Origin of the sequence: Microbacterium enclense, assembly GCF_001456955.1 — a bacterium.
In the GTDB taxonomy this organism is placed as follows: Bacteria; Actinomycetota; Actinomycetes; order Actinomycetales; family Microbacteriaceae; genus Microbacterium; species Microbacterium enclense.
This window is the reverse complement of sequence record NZ_KQ758468.1, coordinates 365,229-380,205: the sequence shown is the minus strand read 5'-3', so window position 1 is coordinate 380,205 and position 14,977 is coordinate 365,229. Positions and strand designations below refer to the sequence as shown.

Below are 14,977 nucleotides of genomic sequence, written 5' to 3'. Positions count from 1 at the left end.
TGGTCTGCGCAGCGCGCAAAGCCATTTTAGGCGGTCAGGCGCGGACCTGGCCGTCGCCGCGCCCGAGCCACTTGGTGCTCGTGAGCTCGGCGAGACCCATGGGGCCGCGGGCGTGCAGTTTCTGGGTCGAGATGCCGACCTCGGCGCCGAAGCCGAACTCGCCCCCGTCGGTGAAGCGCGTCGACGCGTTGACGAGTACCACGGCCGAGTCGACCTCGGCGAGGAAGCGGTCGGCCGCGGCCTGGTCGGCGGTGACGATCGACTCGGTGTGGTGGGTCGAGAAGCGGCGGATGTGGGCGAGGGCGTCGTCGAGGTCGTCGACGACGCGTACGGCGAGGTCGAGCGTGCCGTACTCGCGGGCCCAGTCGTCGTCGGTGGCGGCGACGACGCGCTCGTCGTGCGCGCGGGTGGCCTCATCGCCGTGCACGGTGACGCCGGCGTCCGACAGGGATGCCAGCAGCTCCGGCAGCAGACGGTCGGCGGCCCCGCGGTGCACGAGGACGGTCTCGACGGCGTTGCATACGCTCGGGCGCTGCGTCTTGGCGTTCAGGACGATGTCGCGGGCCCAGTCGTCGCGGGCTGTCGCGTCGAGGAAGACGTGCACGACGCCCGCGCCCGTCTCGATGACCGGAACCGAGGACTCGGTGACGACGGTCTCGATGAGTCCGGCGCTGCCGCGGGGAACGAGCACGTCGACGAGTCCGCGGGCGTTCATGAGGGCGCGGGCGCCGTCGCGACCGAAGTCGTCGACGCTCTGCACGGCCTCGGGCGAGACCCCCTGGGTCTGCAGCGCGTCGCGCATGACGGCGACGAGCACCGCGTTGGTGCTCTGCGCCGCGGATCCCCCACGCAGCACCACGGCGTTGCCGGAGCGCAGTGCGAGCGAGGCGATGTCGACCGTGACGTTGGGTCGCGCCTCGTAGATCGAGCCCACCACGCCGAAGGGCACCGCGACCTTCTGCAGGCGCAGCCCATTCGGCAGGGTGCGCTCATCGAGCACGCGCCCGACCGGGTCGGGCAGCACGGCGACGTCGCGCACGGCGGCGGCCAGTGCAGCCACGCGCTTGTCGTCGAGACGAAGACGGTCGAGCAGCGCCTCGCCGATGGCATCCGCCCGCCCGCGCGCGAGATCGTCGGAGTTGGCAGCGACGATGTCGTCGGAGGCGGCGATCAGCGCGTCGGCGACGGCGATCAGCAGCGCGCTCTTCTGCGCGGAATCGAGCAGGGCGATCTCGCGCGCCGCGTCTTTCGCCAGACGCAGGCGCTCGTCGACGGAGGCGGCGATGACGGTCATGCGCTCAGTGTACCGGCGCGCTCACGGCACCCACGGGACCGGTGGCGAGGGTGACGGGATCGGGGTTGGGGGCGAACCACGTGCCGACGGACTCGCCGGCGAGGGCGGATGCCACCAGATCGGCGCTCGTGACGAGTACGCCCACACCGGCGGTGGAGGCGAGCTTCGCGGCGGAGGCCTTGGTGGCCGCTCCCCCGGTGCCCACGCCGTTGACGACACCCGCGCCGAACTCGAACTCCGAGAGGTCGTGGCCCCACTCCACGTCGGTGATGGGGCGGGCGCCCGGCTCGCTCGGAGGGCGCGTGAAGAGCGTCTCGATGTCGCTCAGGAGCACCAGGGCGTCGGCGCCGATGAGCTGGGCGACGAGGGCCGCGAGGCGGTCGTTGTCGCCGAAGCGGATCTCGTGGGTCGCGACGGTGTCGTTCTCGTTGACGATCGGGAGGATGCCGAGACCCAGCAGTCGCTCCATGGCGCGTCGGGCGTTGGAGCGGTGCGTGGCGTTCTCGAGGTCGCCGGCGGTCAGCAGCACTTGACCCGCGAGCAGACCGAAGCGGTCGAGCGAGGTTTGATACCGCCACATGAGCACGTTCTGGCCCACGGCGGCCGCGGCCTGCTGCGTGGCCAGGTCGTTCGGGCGTCCCCCGAGATCGAGCAGCGGCAGGGCGGTCGCGATCGCACCCGACGACACCAGCACCACCTCGGTGCCGGCACCGTGCGCGCGCGAGAGCGCCTCGACGATGGTGTCGATGCGGTGCGCGCCGTCGCCGCTGATCGACGACGAGCCCACCTTGACCACGACGCGGGCCGCGCCGGGGATGTCGGCGCGGGTCTCGGCGGTCACCGGGCGTCGTCCTCGTCGGCGAGCACCGTCGAGTCGCCGTCGGGGGTGATGCCGGCAGCGCGCGCGGCCCGGCGCTCGGCCTCGAGCTCGGCGCGGGCCTCCGCCTTGGCATCCATCCGCTCGTGGTACTGCTCGCGGCGCTCCGACGAGGTGCGGCGAGAGTTCTGCACGAGGCGCGGGTCGGTGCCGCGCGGGGCGGTCATGAGCTCGGCCGCCGAGGTGAGCGTGGGTTCCCAGTCGAAGACGATGCCGTCGCCCGGGCCGATGACCACGGTGGCGCCGGCGACCGCACCGGCCTTGAACAGGCCGTCCTCGACGCCGAGACGTGCGAGACGGTCGGCGAGGTAGCCCACCGCCTCCTCGTTCTGGAAGTCGGTCTGCTGCACCCACTTGACGGGCTTCTCGCCGAGGATCCGATAGACCGGGCCGTACGTGCCGCCCTCGACCTTGATCTCGAAGTCCTTCTCTGCACCCTTCGGGCGGATGACGATGCGCTCGGTCGGAGCGTCGTCGATCGTCGCGGTGCGGTGCTGCTCGACCACGTCGGCCAGCGCGAACGTCAGCTCGCGCAGACCGGAACGGCTGACCGTGGAGATCTCGAACACGCGGAAGCCGCGCGCCTCGAGATCGGGGCGCACGAAGTCGGCGAGCTCGCGCGCCTCGGGGACGTCGACCTTGTTGAGCGCGACGATCTGCGGGCGCTCGAGCAGCGGCGTCTGCCCCTCGGGCACCGGGTAGGCGCCGAGTTCGGCGAGGATGACGTCGAGGTCGCTCAGCGGGTCGCGTCCCGGGTCGAGGGTGGCGCAGTCGAGAACGTGCACGAGGGCCGTGCAGCGCTCGACGTGGCGCAGGAACTCCAGGCCCAGACCCTTGCCCTCGCTCGCGCCCTCGATCAGGCCGGGCACGTCGGCGATGGTGAAGCGCACGTCGCCGGACTGGACGACGCCCAGGTTGGGGTGCAGCGTTGTGAAGGGGTAGTCGGCGATCTTGGGACGCGCCGCCGACACGGCGGCGATGAGGCTCGACTTGCCCGCCGAGGGGAAGCCCACCAGCGCGACATCGGCGACGGTCTTGAGCTCGAGGACGACGTCGCCCTCCCAGCCGGGGGTGCCCAGCAGCGCAAAGCCGGGGGCCTTGCGCTTGGGTGACGCCAGCGACGCGTTGCCCAGGCCGCCGAGGCCGCCCTGCGCGGCGACGAAGCGCATGCCGGGGGTGAGCATGTCGACGAGCACGGTGCCGTCGGGGTCTTTCACGACGGTGCCGAGCGGGACGGGCAGCTCCTGGTCTTCACCGAGGGCGCCCGAGCGGTGGTCGCCCATGCCGAAGCCGCCGTTGCCCGCCGAGCGGTGCGGCGAGTGGTGGTACGACAGCAGCGTTGTGACCTGCGGGTCGGCGACGAGCACGACGTCGCCGCCGCTGCCGCCGTTGCCGCCGTCGGGACCGGCCAGCGGCTTGAACTTCTCGCGGCGCACCGAGACGCAGCCGTTGCCGCCCTTGCCCGCACGCAGGTGCAGGGTGACGCGGTCGACGAAGGTGACCATGGCGGGTCCTTCCGGGTGGGGCCGGCGAGGCCGACGAGAAAAAGAAGAGGGGGTGGGCAGCGCCCACCCCCTCGTGCGCCGAAGCGCGGGAATTACTCCGCTGCGGCGGTGACGATGTTGACGACCTTGCGGCCGCCCTTCGCGCCGAACTGGACCGCACCGGGGGCCAGGGCGAACAGCGTGTCGTCGCCACCACGGCCGACGTTGGCGCCGGGGTGGAAGTGCGTGCCGCGCTGGCGGACGATGATCTCGCCGGCGAGGACGACCTGACCGCCGAAGCGCTTCACGCCGAGGCGCTGTGCGTTGGAGTCACGACCGTTACGGGTGGAGCTTGCGCCCTTTTTGTGTGCCATCTCTGCGTCTCCTGGCTCTTACTTGATGCCGGTGATCTTGACGCGCGTGAGGTCCTGGCGGTGGCCCTGGCGCTTCTTGTAGCCGGTCTTGTTCTTGAACTTCTGGATCACGATCTTCGGACCGCGCTCCTCGCCGAGCACCTCGGCCGTGACCGAGACCTTCGCGAGCTTGTCGGCGTCGGTCGTGACCGCGTCGCCGTCGACGAACAGAACGGCGGGCAGCTGGATGCTCTCGCCGATCTTCGCCTTCTGGCGGTCGAGCACGACGACCGTGCCGACCTGGACCTTCTCCTGGCGGCCGCCGGCGCGCACAACTGCGTAAACCACTTCACACCTGTTTCATTCGGGAGCGCGGGGCTCCGGTTGTCTGATGACGTTGGGAGGGTCTGATGACCCAAGTCTCGGTGCGATCCGGCCGACGAAAGTCAGCGGGGTCACGCTCCCGTAGGGCGGACGCGACGCACCAAGGGTCAAGTTTAGCTCACCGGACGGCATCCGGCAAAAGCATCCGACCCGCGTGTCGACCGTAGGATCGCGGGATGGCGATCCTCATCGACGACCCGCAGTGGCCCGCGCACGGACGCCTGTGGGCGCACCTCGTGAGCGACAGCGACCTCGATGAACTGCACGCCTTCGCCGCCGCGGCGGGAATCCCTCGCCGCGCGTTCGACCGCGACCACTACGACGTCCCCGACGAGCGCCACGCCGATCTGGTCGCGGCCGGCGCCGAGCACATCGGCGGCAAGGAGCTCGTGCGCCGCCTGCGCGCCTCCGGCCTCCGCATCACCGCGCGCGAGCGGCGGTACGGCGCCTGAGGGGATGCCGCGGTGGTTGCTCGCCGGGCACGGTGTCGCCGCCGACTGCGAGAAACGCGATCCGCACGGGGAAACGCCCAGACAATGCGTTTCAGCGTGCAGATGGCGTTTCTCGGCAGACGGAAGCCGCGCTGCGGCATCCGACTCCACCCGGAACGGCTGAGGTGCCGGCATCCGGCGTCCCATCGGAGGGGACGCCGGACCCCGGCACCTCGAGCGACTCCTACGCCTCGGCGGGCGGCTGCGCGCTGACGGGGGTGCCGGTGAGGGCGGCCGTCGTCACGCGGCGGCGGGAGCGCCCCTGACCGGGGGCTTTCGGCTCGGGAAGCGCCTCGAGCACCGACTCCAGCAGCGCGTCCTTCTCGGTGCGCGGCGCCTTCGGCTCGCGCTTCTTGCGCGGACGCTTCTCGCGCGCCGGGGCCGGCGCCTCGTTCTCGGTCTTGGCTTCGAGCACGGCCTCGACGGATGCCACGACGGCCGCCTCGACGACGGCGGGGTCGTCGATGCTCGGCTTGACGGTGGATGCCGCGATCTGCGCGAGCGCGGACTTCACGCCCTCGGTGATGACGTGGGTGCCACCGTTCGCGGCCGCCGCGGCACCGTTCTGGCCGCCGTTCGCGGTGGACGCCGGTGTGCTGTTGGACGAGCCGCCGTTGCCTCCGCGTCCACGACGGTTCGAGGAGCCGTTGCCGTTTCCGCCGCTGTTCGGGGAGCCCGCGGGCCGGTGCTTGACCACCGGGTCATGGTGCACGATGACGCCGCGACCGGCGCACACCTCGCACGCCTCGCTGAAGGTCTCGAGCAGACCGAGACCGAGCTTCTTGCGGGTCATCTGCACGAGACCCAGCGAGGTCACCTCGGCGACCTGGTGCTTCGTGCGGTCGCGGCTGAGGCACTCGATGAGGCGGCGCAGCACGAGGTCGCGGTTGGACTCGAGGACCATGTCGATGAAGTCGACGACGATGATGCCGCCGATGTCGCGCAGGCGCAGCTGGCGCACGATCTCTTCAGCCGCCTCGAGGTTGTTCTTGGTGACCGTCTCTTCGAGGTTGCCGCCCGAGCCGACGAACTTGCCGGTGTTGACGTCGACGACGGTCATGGCCTCGGTGCGGTCGATGACGAGCGATCCGCCGGAGGGCAGCCAGACCTTGCGGTCGAGGGCCTTCTCGATCTGCTCGGTCACGCGGAAGGCGTCGAACGGGTCCTGCTCGCCCTCGTACTTCTCGACCCGCTCGAGCAGGTCGGGCGCGACGCCCTGGAGGTAGCTCGAGATCGTCTGCAGCGCTTCGTCGCCCTGGATGAGCATGCGCGTGAAGTCCTCGTTGAAGACGTCGCGCACGATCTTGACCAGCAGATCGGGCTCGGAGTGCAGCAGCGACGGGGCCTGGATCGTCTTGACCTGGCTGGAGACGTGCTCCCACTGCGAGGTGAGGCGCTGCACGTCGAGCGTCAGTTGCTCCTCTGTCGCGCCCTCTGCCGCCGTGCGGACGATGACGCCCGACGACTCGGGCAGCACCTCTTTGAGGATCTTCTTCAGGCGGGCGCGCTCGGTGTCGGGGAGCTTGCGCGAGATGCCGTTCATCGTGCCGTTGGGCACGTAGACGAGGTAGCGGCCGGGCAGCGAGATCTGGCTCGTCAGACGAGCGCCCTTGTGGCCCACGGGGTCTTTCGTGACCTGCACGAGCACGCGGTCGCCCGACTTGAGCGCGAGCTCGATGCGTCGCGGCTGGTTGTTGGTCTCGACGCCGTCCCAGTCGACCTCGCCGGAGTAGAGCACCGCGTTACGACCGCGGCCGATGTCGACGAACGCCGCCTCCATGCTGGGCAGCACGTTCTGCACACGGCCGAGGTAGACGTTGCCGATGAGCGAGGCGTCCTGGTTGCGGGCGACGTAGTGCTCGACAAGCACGTTGTCTTCGAGCACGGCGATCTGGATGCGACCGGCCTTGGAGCGTACGACCATGACGCGGTCGACGGCCTCGCGGCGTGCGAGGAACTCGGCCTCGGTGACGACGGGGCGACGGCGTCCGGCTTCGCGGCCGTCACGGCGACGCTGCTTCTTGGCCTCGAGACGCGTCGAGCCTTTGATGCGCTGCGGCTCGGTGATGACCTCGACGGCGCGCTGGCGCACGGGCGCGGCGGGCGCGTCGTTCTGCTCGACGGGGGTCGCATCGCTGCCGCCGCGGCGGCGGTTGCGGCGGCGGGCATTGGCGGACCCGCGCTCGGCGGGGCCGTCGTCGTCGCGGTCGTCGCGGTCGAAGAACGTCTCGCGCGCGGGCAGGGGCGGCAGCTCGGGCGCGTAGAAGTGAAGCGCGGTCGTCACGGCCGAGACGAAGTTCTCCGGCAGCAGTCCGAGCGACACCGCCGTGGGGCGCGCCGGCTTCTGCGGCTCGGCGGGGGTTTCGGGCTCGGCGGGCGCCGCGGGCTCGGCGGGGGTTCCGGGCTCGGCGGGCGCCGCGGGCTCGGAGGGAGCCTCGGTTGCGGCGGGAGCATTCGTGTCAGTGGTCGACGCCGGCTCGGCCGAGGCCTCGGTGTCTGACGCCGCGGCGGCCGTCGACTCGCTCGCCGCCGCGTCGTCGGCACCGGATGCCGCAGGGGTGGCCTCGCTGTCGACGGCGGTCGCGGAGTCGGCGGCGTCGCCCGCGGGCAGGTCATCGGCCTCGGCCGCCGGTGCGCCAGCGGCTTCGGACGCCGCGTCGGACGACGGAGCATCCGTCGCCGCCTCGGCGTCAGGGGATGCGGGGGCGTCACTCTCTGCGGGCGTCGTCGCGTCGTCGGCGGCGGGCGTCTCGTCGCCGCCGGCCGGTGCGGCATCGGCCGCGAGCACCGCGGGTTCCTGGGTGTCGTCGGCAGCGGCCTCGACGGCATCCTGAACCGCCGCCTCTTCCTCGTCGACGGAGCCGGCATCGTTGGCCGGAGCCTCCGTGGGAGCCGTGGTGTCGGGCGACTGTGCGTCGGGGGTGTCGGGCGTCGTCTCGTCGGCGGGGGTCTGATCGTCGGTCACATCGGCCATATCGGGGTTTCTCCCTGGCGGGCGACACCGCGCGTCGCCCGACGAAATCTCATGCGGCGCCGCACCCGGCGGGGCCGCGAACTCATTCGGTCTGCAGCAGGCCTGTGGCGCGTGCTGCGAAGGGCGGTCATCGCCCGAAGTCTTCTGGTGATGTTCCTGCAGCGCGGCCGCGGTCACATCAGCCTTCATTATCGCACGGACCGGCGTCACGACCAGCGGACGCGTCCGTTCGCCGTCCGCGGAACGCCCTCGGCGCTGCCGTACGGTGCGGATGCCGCGCCCTCAGCGACCCCGAAACTGCGCGGTGGCAGGATTGCGGCATGAGCGAAATCGTCACCCCTCGTCGCCCGATCGTCGTCGCGGTCTGGCTGATCTTCGCCGGCGTGATCGGCTGGTGGGCGGCGTTCTCCCTGACGATGGAGCGCTTCCACCAGCTGCAGAACCCGGGCGAGGCGGCATCCTGCGACTTCAGTGTGCTCGTGCAGTGCTCCACCAACCTGCAGTCCGCGCAAGGAGCGGTCTTCGGTTTCCCCAACCCGATAATCGGCCTCGGCGCGTGGATCGCGCCGATCGTCGTCGGAGCCGCGCTCCTGGCCGGCGCCCGATTCGCGCGGTGGTTCTGGGCCCTGTTCTGGTTCGGCTTCGCCTTCGCCCTGACCTTCGTGATCTGGCTCATCGCGCAGAGCCTGTTCGTGCTGTCGACGCTGTGCCCATGGTGCATGGTGACCTGGTCGGTGGTGATCCCGTCGTTCTTCGTCGTGACGCTGCACGTTCTGCGCGAAGGCGTCATCCCCTCGGTGCGGGTCCGAGAGGTGGCGGACCGCCTCTTCGTGTGGGTGCCGCTGATGACGATCGTCGCGTTCGCCGTCGTCGCGATGCTGGCGCAGGTGCGCCTGAACGTGCTCGCGCAGTTCTGATCCCGCGGGTTCGACGGCCGAGGTCCCTGAGCCTGTCGAAGGGACCGGTCTCACGCGCCGGGCCCGAATCCGGCGGTCTGCGCGAGCGCCGCCCGCCCCGGATGCGACTGCCCTGACACCGACTTCGTACCCTCAGCGCCCCCGCGACATCGGAGGCCGTGCACAACCTCAGCGATGTGCACAAACTCCGCCCGACGGCCCCGGATGCCACTGACGTGACGCGCATCACTGACTCTGTGCCCTCAGCCCCCGCGACGTCCGGCGCCGTGCATAACCTCAGCGATGTGCACAAACTCCGCCCGACGGCCCCGGATGCCACTGACGTGACGCACATCACTGACTTTGTGCACGGACTCCTGGAGCGTCGGCCTCCGCTCACGGCCTCAGCGATTCCCGCCGGCCACCCTGCGCATCGACGAAGGCCGCCACCCTCACGGGGTGACGGCCTTCGTGGCATCCGGGATCAGGCGAACCAGATCGCGAGCTCGCGCTCGGCGGACTCGACGCTGTCGCTGCCGTGGACGAGGTTCTGCTGCACCTTCAGGCCCCAGTCGCGGCCGAAGTCGCCGCGGATCGTGCCGGGGGCGGCGGTGGTCGGGTCGGTGGTGCCCGCCAGCGAGCGGAAGCCCTCGATGACGCGGTTGCCGGCGAGGCGGATCGCGACGGAGGGGCCGGAGAGCATGAACTCCAGCAGCGGCTCGTAGAAGGGCTTCCCCTCGTGTTCGGCGTAGTGCCGGGCGAGGGTCTCGCGGTCGGGCTCGACGAGGCGGATGTCGACGAGGGCGTAGCCCTTCGCCTCGATGCGCGCCAGGATCGCGCCGGTCAGTCCGCGGGCGACGCCGTCGGGCTTGACCAGGACGAGGGTCTCTTCGGTGGCCATGGGTCATTCTCCGTTCGAGAGGTCGGGGTCGGCGGCGAACCGGGCGTTGCGTCGGTCGAGCGCCGCTCCCTTGATCGTCGCATACGCCCACATGCCGCCGAAAATGACGGCGACGACCGCGAGTGCCGGCACGAGCAGGCCGCCCAGGAGGAGAAGGATCTGCAGGCCCCACCCGGCGAACAGCGCCCAGCGGTGCTGAAGCATGCCCGAGACCGCGACCATCGCCACGGCCATCACGACACCGCCGACGATCCCCCACCACGGCTCGATGCCGAACGGCAGCACTTTCAGCCCGTAGACCACCAGGCCGCCGAGGAAGACGACGACCGACTCGAAGCCGAGCACGACGGCACCGAGCGACTCCTGCGCGCCGCGCCGGCGGCGCGGTCGGGGGGTGCGGGGCTCCCGCGGGCTCACGGCTGCCACCCCGCCTTCCAGTCCTCGAGTTCCGACAGGCGCAGCGCCTCCCCGGCGAGCACGACGCTGCCGGCGATGACCACGGCGCGGCGGTCCGACTCCGCGGCCCACGAGCGCGCGGCGTCCGCGGCGTCTTCGAGGGTGGGGTGCACGGTGACGGGCAGATCCGCGGCCTCGGCGACGTCGGCGATCGCGTCGGGATCGGTCGCGCGGTCGCTGTCGGGCGCGGTGGCGAAGACGCGCGCGACGGCCGGGACGAGCGCCGACACGATGCCGGTGGCATCCTTACCGTCGAGGATGCCGAGCACGGCGCCCCACTCGTCGATGTCGAACGACTCGTCGAGGGCGGCGACCAGCGCGCGAGCACCGTGCGGGTTGTGGGCGGCGTCGACGAGCACCGTCGGTGCGGTGCCGACGAGCTGCAGGCGACCGGGCGAGGTGGCGTTGCCGAGACCGTCGGCGACCACGTCGGCGGCGAGGGGCTGCGTGCCACCGCCGACGAGCGACTCGACCGCGGCGACGGCGAGGGCGGCGTTGTGTCCCTGGTGGGCGCCGTACTGCGGCAGGTAGACCTCGGGGTAGCTTCCGGCCACACCGCGGACGGTGAGCTGCTGCCCGCCCACGGCGAGGGTCTGTGCCTCGAGACCGAACGCGGAACCCTCGACGGCGAGCGTCGCGCCCTCCTTCTCGGCCCGGGTACGGATGACGCGAAGCGCCTCGTCAGGCTGCTCGGCGGATACGACTGCGGCGCCCGGCTTGATGATCCCGGCCTTGACGGTGGCGATCTCGGTGACGGTCGAGCCGAGCCGGTCGACGTGGTCGATGTCGATGGGGGTGAACACCGCGACGTCGCCGTCGGCGGTGTTCGTGGAGTCCCACTCCCCGCCCATGCCGACCTCGAGCACGAGCACGTCGATCGGCGCGTCCGCGCACGCGACGAAGGCCAGCACGGTGAGCAGCTCGAAGAAGGTCAGCGGAGCGTCTCCGGATGCCGCGAGCTCGGCATCCACCATGTCGACGAACGGCTGGATCTCGTCCCATGCGTCGGCGACCGCGGCGTCCGACACGGGCTCGCCGTCGATGAGGATGCGCTCGGTGAAACGCTCGAGGTGCGGGCTGGTGAACAGCCCGGTGCGCAGGCCCATCGCGCGCAGCAGGCTCTCGATCATGCGGCTGGTCGAGGTCTTGCCGTTCGTGCCGGTCACGTGGATGACGCGGTACGTGCGTTGCGGGTCGGCGAGAAGTTCGAGCACGCGGCGTGTGCGCTCGACGCGCGGCTGCACCCACTGCTCGCCCTGGCGTTCGAGCAGAGCGCTGTAGACGGCGTCGGCCCGGGAGCGGTCGCTCATGCGAAGGCTCCGATCCGGGCGACGGCGACGGTGACGGCGCCGACGTTCGCGTAGGTCTTGGCGGCGATGACGGTCTCGTACTCCGCGGGGACCGGGGCGCCGCGTTCGATGAGCCGGTCAGTGCGGCTGGCGAGCACGACCGCCTCGGCGAGGGTCTCGGATGCCACGCCGGCCACCTCGAACGCCTGAGCGACGGCCTGCGCGTCGGCGTGCTCGACGAACGTCAGCGACAAGAAGATGCGGTCGCTCACGTCGAAGCCGGCGGCCTTGCGGGTGTCCTGGATGCCGCGGATCATGTCGCGGGCCAGGCCCTCGGCCTCGAGCTCGGGCGTGGTGACCGTGTCGAGCAGCACGAACCCCCCCGACGACAGCACCGCCAGCGCCTCGCCGTCGGGGCGCCCCGCGGTCTCGACGACGAGGTCGTACTCGGCGGGCTCGAGCGGGATGCCGCCCGCGACGACCTGCCCGTCGACCTCGCTCCAGTCGCCCTCGCGAGCGGCCTTGATGGCCTGCTGCACCTGCTTGCCCAGTCGCGGGCCCGCGGCGCGCGCGTTGACCGAGAGGCGGTGCGTGATGCCGTAATCCCCCGCCGTGCCCTCCCGCAGAGCGACCTGCTCGACGGTCTTCACGTTGAGCTCCTCGCGCAGGATGTCGTCGAATTGCGCCAGGCCCGCGGCATCCGGGGTCACCACCGTCAGACGCGGCAGGGGCAGGCGCACGCGCTTGCCCTCGCGCTTGCGCAGCGCGTTGGCGACGCTCGAGACGTCGCGGACCGTGTCCATCGCGGTGCGGATGTCCTCTGCCGCGGGGAACGCCGAGGCGTCGGGCCAGTCCTCCAGGTGCACGCTGCGGCCGCCCGTGAGGCCCTGCCACACGCGCTCGGAGACGAGCGGGATGAGCGGGGCGGCCACCCGGGTCAGCGTCTCGAGCACCGTGTACAGGGTGTCGAAGGCCTCGCGGCTGCGCGGGTCGTCGGTCACGCCCACCCAGAACCGGTCGCGCGAGCGCCGGATGTACCAGTTGGTCAGCACCTCGGCGAAGTCGCGCAGGCGCTCGGCCGCGGTCGTGGAGTCGAGGCCCTCGAGGTCGGCGGCGACATCGCGCACCAGGTCGCTGGTCAGCGCGAGGATGTACCGGTCGAGCACGTCGGTCGAGTCGGTGCGCCACTGAGCTTCGTACCCGCCAACCGAGGTCTCTGAGCCTGTCGAAGGGTCTGGGACCCCCTCGGGCCGGGGGCCGGAGGCTTCGACGGGCTCAGCCACCGGCGCGGGCTCAGCCACCGGCGCCGAAGCGTTGGCGTAGGTCGCGAAGAAGTACCACGCGTTCCACAGCGGCAGCAGGAACTCGCGCACGCCCGAGCGGATGCCCTCCTCGGTCACGACGAGGTTGCCGCCGCGCAGCACGCTCGACGACATGAGGAACCAGCGCATGGCATCCGACCCGTCGCGGTCGAAGACCTCGCGCACGTCGGGGTAGTTGCGCAGCGACTTCGACATCTTCTGTCCGTCGTTGCCGAGCACGATGCCGTGGCACGAGACGCCGGTGTACGCCGGGCGGTCGAAGAGCGCGGTCGAGAGCACGTGCATCACGTAGAACCAGCCGCGGGTCTGCCCGATGTACTCGACGATGAAGTCGGCCGGGGCGTGCTCGTCGAACCACTCGTGGTTCTCGAACGGGTAGTGCACCTGCGCGAAGGGCATCGAGCCCGAGTCGAACCACACGTCGAGCACGTCGTCGATGCGGCGCATCGTCGACTGCCCCGTCGGATCGTCGGGGTTCGGGCGCGTGAGGTCGTCGATGTACGGACGGTGCAGGTCGACCTCGCCGTCGGCGTTCATCGGGAGCCGGCCGAAATCCGCCTCCATCTCGGCGAGCGAGCCGTACACGTCAACGCGCGGGTGGTTCGGGTCGTCGCTCTTCCACACCGGGATCGGCGAGCCCCAGTAGCGGTTGCGGCTGATCGACCAGTCGCGCGCGCCCTCGAGCCACTTGCCGAACTGGCCCTCCTTGACGTTCTCGGGCACCCAGGTGATCTGCTGGTTGTTCGCCAGCAGGTCGTCCTTGATGTCGGTCACGCGCACGAACCAGCTCGACACGGCCTTGTAGATGAGGGGGTTCCGGCAGCGCCAGCAGTGCGGGTACGAGTGCTCGTACGACGCTTCACGCAGCAGCCGGCCCTCCTGCTTGAGCAGGCGGATGAGCGGGCGGTTGGCATCCAGCCACAGCTCCCCCGCGACGTCGGTCACGGCCGAGAGGAACCGGCCGCCGTCGTCGAGCGAGATGATCGTCGGCAGGCCCGCGGCATCCGCGAGGCGCTTGTCGTCCTCACCGTAGGCGGGAGCCTGGTGCACGATGCCCGTGCCGTCCGAGACGGTGACGTAGTCGTCGACGAGGATCTTCCAGGCGTCCTGCGTGCCCCACACGGAGGCATCGGCGTAGTAGTCGAAGAGGCGGTCGTACGAGACGCCCTCGAGCTCGGCGCCCGAGATGGTCGTCTGCACGGCCGCGCGGGCGGCATCCGCGCTCTCGTACCCGAGATCCTTGGCGTAGTTCGCCAGCAGATCTTCGGCGAGCAGGTAGCGGTGCGCGACGGCTTCGAACGCCTCGTCGGGCGTGCCGTCGGGGGTCGTGTGCACGTCGGCGGCGCCGTTCGGCCCGCCCTCGATGACGGCATAACGGATGCCGGGACCCACCGCGAGAGCGAGGTTCGTCGGCAGGGTCCACGGCGTCGTCGTCCACGCCAGCGCCCGCACGCCGGTGAGGCCGAGCGCCTCGGCCTTGGCGCCGACGAGCGGGAAGGTGACCGTGACCGAGGGGTCCTGCCGCATCTTGTAGACGTCGTCGTCCATGCGCAACTCGTGCGTCGACAGCGGCGTCTCGTCGCGCCAGCAGTACGGCAGCACGCGGTACCCCTCGTAGGCGAGGCCCTTGTCGTGCAGGGTCTTGAACGCCCAGAGGACGCTTTCCATGTAGGTCGTGTCGAGCGTCTTGTAGCCGCGCTCGAAGTCGACCCAGCGTGCCTGACGGGTGACGTAGTCCTGCCACTCGCGCGTGTACTCGAGCACCGACTCGCGGGCCTTGGCGTTGAAGGTCGCCACGCCCATGGCCTCGATCTCGTCTTTCTCGGTGATCCCGAGCTGCTTCATCGCCTCGAGCTCGGCCGGCAGGCCGTGCGTGTCCCACCCGAAGACGCGGTCGACCTTCTTGCCGCGCATCGTCTGGAAGCGCGGGAAGACGTCCTTGGCGTACCCGGTCAGCAGGTGCCCGTAGTGCGGCAGGCCGTTGGCGAACGGCGGGCCGTCGTAGAAGACCCACTCCTCGGCGCCCTCGCGGTTCGCGATCGAGGCCCGGAAGGTGTCGTCGCTCTTCCAGAACGCGAGTGTGTCGTTCTCGATCTGGGGGAAGCGGGGGCTGGGGACGACGGATGCCGTCGCGGCGGCGCCCTGCGCGGTCGCCGGGGCCGTGGCATCCGAGGAAGACGCGTCGGCGGCGGGGCCGAAGGATGAGGGGCGTGGGTAGGTCATGTCACTCCGCGGGTCGAGGTCTGCTCGCCGGGA

Annotated in this window: 12 protein-coding genes; 2 read left to right on the top strand and 10 right to left on the bottom strand. The window is 71.0% G+C overall.

The genetic code is table 11. The annotated features are described in order from the left end of the window. Positions 1–34: 34 nt before the first annotated feature. From AS029_RS05195 to rplU, 5 genes are all read right to left on the bottom strand, one after another. Positions 35–1,294 (bottom strand): glutamate-5-semialdehyde dehydrogenase, encoded by a 1,260-nt coding sequence (locus tag AS029_RS05195; protein ID WP_058231511.1) that lies wholly within the window; start codon positions 1,292–1,294, stop codon positions 35–37. Positions 1,295–1,298: 4 nt separating this feature from the next. Beyond that, complete coding sequence (gene proB / locus AS029_RS05190) at positions 1,299–2,135, bottom strand: glutamate 5-kinase (protein ID WP_058231510.1); 837 nt, start codon at positions 2,133–2,135, stop codon at positions 1,299–1,301. Then, the gene (obgE, locus tag AS029_RS05185; protein ID WP_058231509.1) at positions 2,132–3,676 is read right to left on the bottom strand and encodes a GTPase ObgE; all 1,545 of its coding nucleotides are present in this window, start codon (positions 3,674–3,676) and stop codon (positions 2,132–2,134) included. Before obgE ends, proB begins: the two co-directional genes overlap by 4 nt. Positions 3,677–3,768: 92 nt before the next feature. Then, positions 3,769–4,029 (bottom strand): 50S ribosomal protein L27, encoded by a 261-nt coding sequence (gene rpmA / locus AS029_RS05180; protein WP_055836932.1) that lies wholly within the window; start codon positions 4,027–4,029, stop codon positions 3,769–3,771. Between the two features lie 18 nt (positions 4,030–4,047). Beyond that, positions 4,048–4,356: a 50S ribosomal protein L21 gene (rplU, locus tag AS029_RS05175; protein WP_055836929.1), complete on the bottom strand. Its 309-nt coding sequence runs from the start codon at positions 4,354–4,356 to the stop codon at positions 4,048–4,050. A gap of 212 nt (positions 4,357–4,568) precedes the next feature. On the opposite strand from rplU, the gene AS029_RS05170 reads away from it, so the two are divergent. Further along, positions 4,569–4,844 (top strand): DUF4031 domain-containing protein, encoded by a 276-nt coding sequence (locus tag AS029_RS05170; RefSeq protein ID WP_058231508.1) that lies wholly within the window; start codon positions 4,569–4,571, stop codon positions 4,842–4,844. Positions 4,845–5,067: 223 nt separating this feature from the next. Here AS029_RS05170 and AS029_RS05165 read toward each other — a convergent pair whose 3' ends face one another. Further along, positions 5,068–7,857 carry an Rne/Rng family ribonuclease gene (locus tag AS029_RS05165; RefSeq protein ID WP_228375882.1) on the bottom strand — a complete coding sequence of 930 codons (2,790 nt, stop codon included), beginning with the start codon at positions 7,855–7,857 and terminating at the stop codon, positions 5,068–5,070. A 320-nt stretch (positions 7,858–8,177) separates the two neighbouring features. Here AS029_RS05165 and AS029_RS05160 point away from each other — a divergent pair, with 320 nt between their 5' ends. Beyond that, positions 8,178–8,774, top strand: a complete 597-nt coding sequence (locus tag AS029_RS05160; RefSeq protein WP_058231507.1) for a vitamin K epoxide reductase family protein — start codon at positions 8,178–8,180, stop codon at positions 8,772–8,774. Positions 8,775–9,237: 463 nt separating this feature from the next. Here the strand turns inward: AS029_RS05160 and ndk are convergent, their stop codons facing one another. From ndk to ileS, 4 genes are read right to left on the bottom strand one after another with little or no spacing between them, the layout of a single operon-like run. Then, positions 9,238–9,654 (bottom strand): nucleoside-diphosphate kinase, encoded by a 417-nt coding sequence (gene ndk, locus AS029_RS05155; protein ID WP_058231506.1) that lies wholly within the window; start codon positions 9,652–9,654, stop codon positions 9,238–9,240. A gap of 3 nt (positions 9,655–9,657) precedes the next feature. Continuing rightward, positions 9,658–10,080 (bottom strand): DUF4233 domain-containing protein, encoded by a 423-nt coding sequence (locus AS029_RS05150; protein WP_082642152.1) that lies wholly within the window; start codon positions 10,078–10,080, stop codon positions 9,658–9,660. After that, entirely contained in the window at positions 10,068–11,420 is a 1,353-nt protein-coding gene (locus AS029_RS05145; RefSeq protein WP_058231505.1) for a bifunctional folylpolyglutamate synthase/dihydrofolate synthase, read from the bottom strand. Before AS029_RS05145 ends, AS029_RS05150 begins: the two co-directional genes overlap by 13 nt. Then, on the bottom strand, positions 11,417–14,944 hold the full coding sequence (gene ileS / locus AS029_RS05140; RefSeq protein ID WP_058231504.1) for an isoleucine--tRNA ligase: 3,528 nt from the start codon (positions 14,942–14,944) through the stop codon (positions 11,417–11,419). Before ileS ends, AS029_RS05145 begins: the two co-directional genes overlap by 4 nt. Positions 14,945–14,977 lie beyond the last annotated feature (33 nt).

Bases quoted from the DNA above. Each gene is read 5' to 3' on its own strand.
- AS029_RS05195 (WP_058231511.1), bottom strand. From the start codon at position 1,294: ATGACCGTCATCGCCGCCTCCGTCGACGAGCGCCTGCGTCTGGCGAAA.
- obgE (WP_058231509.1), bottom strand. From the start codon at position 3,676: ATGGTCACCTTCGTCGACCGCGTCACCCTGCACCTGCGTGCGGGCAAG.
- rpmA (WP_055836932.1), bottom strand. From the start codon at position 4,029: ATGGCACACAAAAAGGGCGCAAGCTCCACCCGTAACGGTCGTGACTCC.
- AS029_RS05170 (WP_058231508.1), top strand. From the start codon at position 4,569: ATGGCGATCCTCATCGACGACCCGCAGTGGCCCGCGCACGGACGCCTG.
- AS029_RS05165 (WP_228375882.1), bottom strand. From the start codon at position 7,857: ATGGCCGATGTGACCGACGATCAGACCCCCGCCGACGAGACGACGCCC.
- AS029_RS05160 (WP_058231507.1), top strand. From the start codon at position 8,178: ATGAGCGAAATCGTCACCCCTCGTCGCCCGATCGTCGTCGCGGTCTGG.
- ndk (WP_058231506.1), bottom strand. From the start codon at position 9,654: ATGGCCACCGAAGAGACCCTCGTCCTGGTCAAGCCCGACGGCGTCGCC.
- AS029_RS05145 (WP_058231505.1), bottom strand. From the start codon at position 11,420: ATGAGCGACCGCTCCCGGGCCGACGCCGTCTACAGCGCTCTGCTCGAA.
- ileS (WP_058231504.1), bottom strand. From the start codon at position 14,944: ATGACCTACCCACGCCCCTCATCCTTCGGCCCCGCCGCCGACGCGTCT.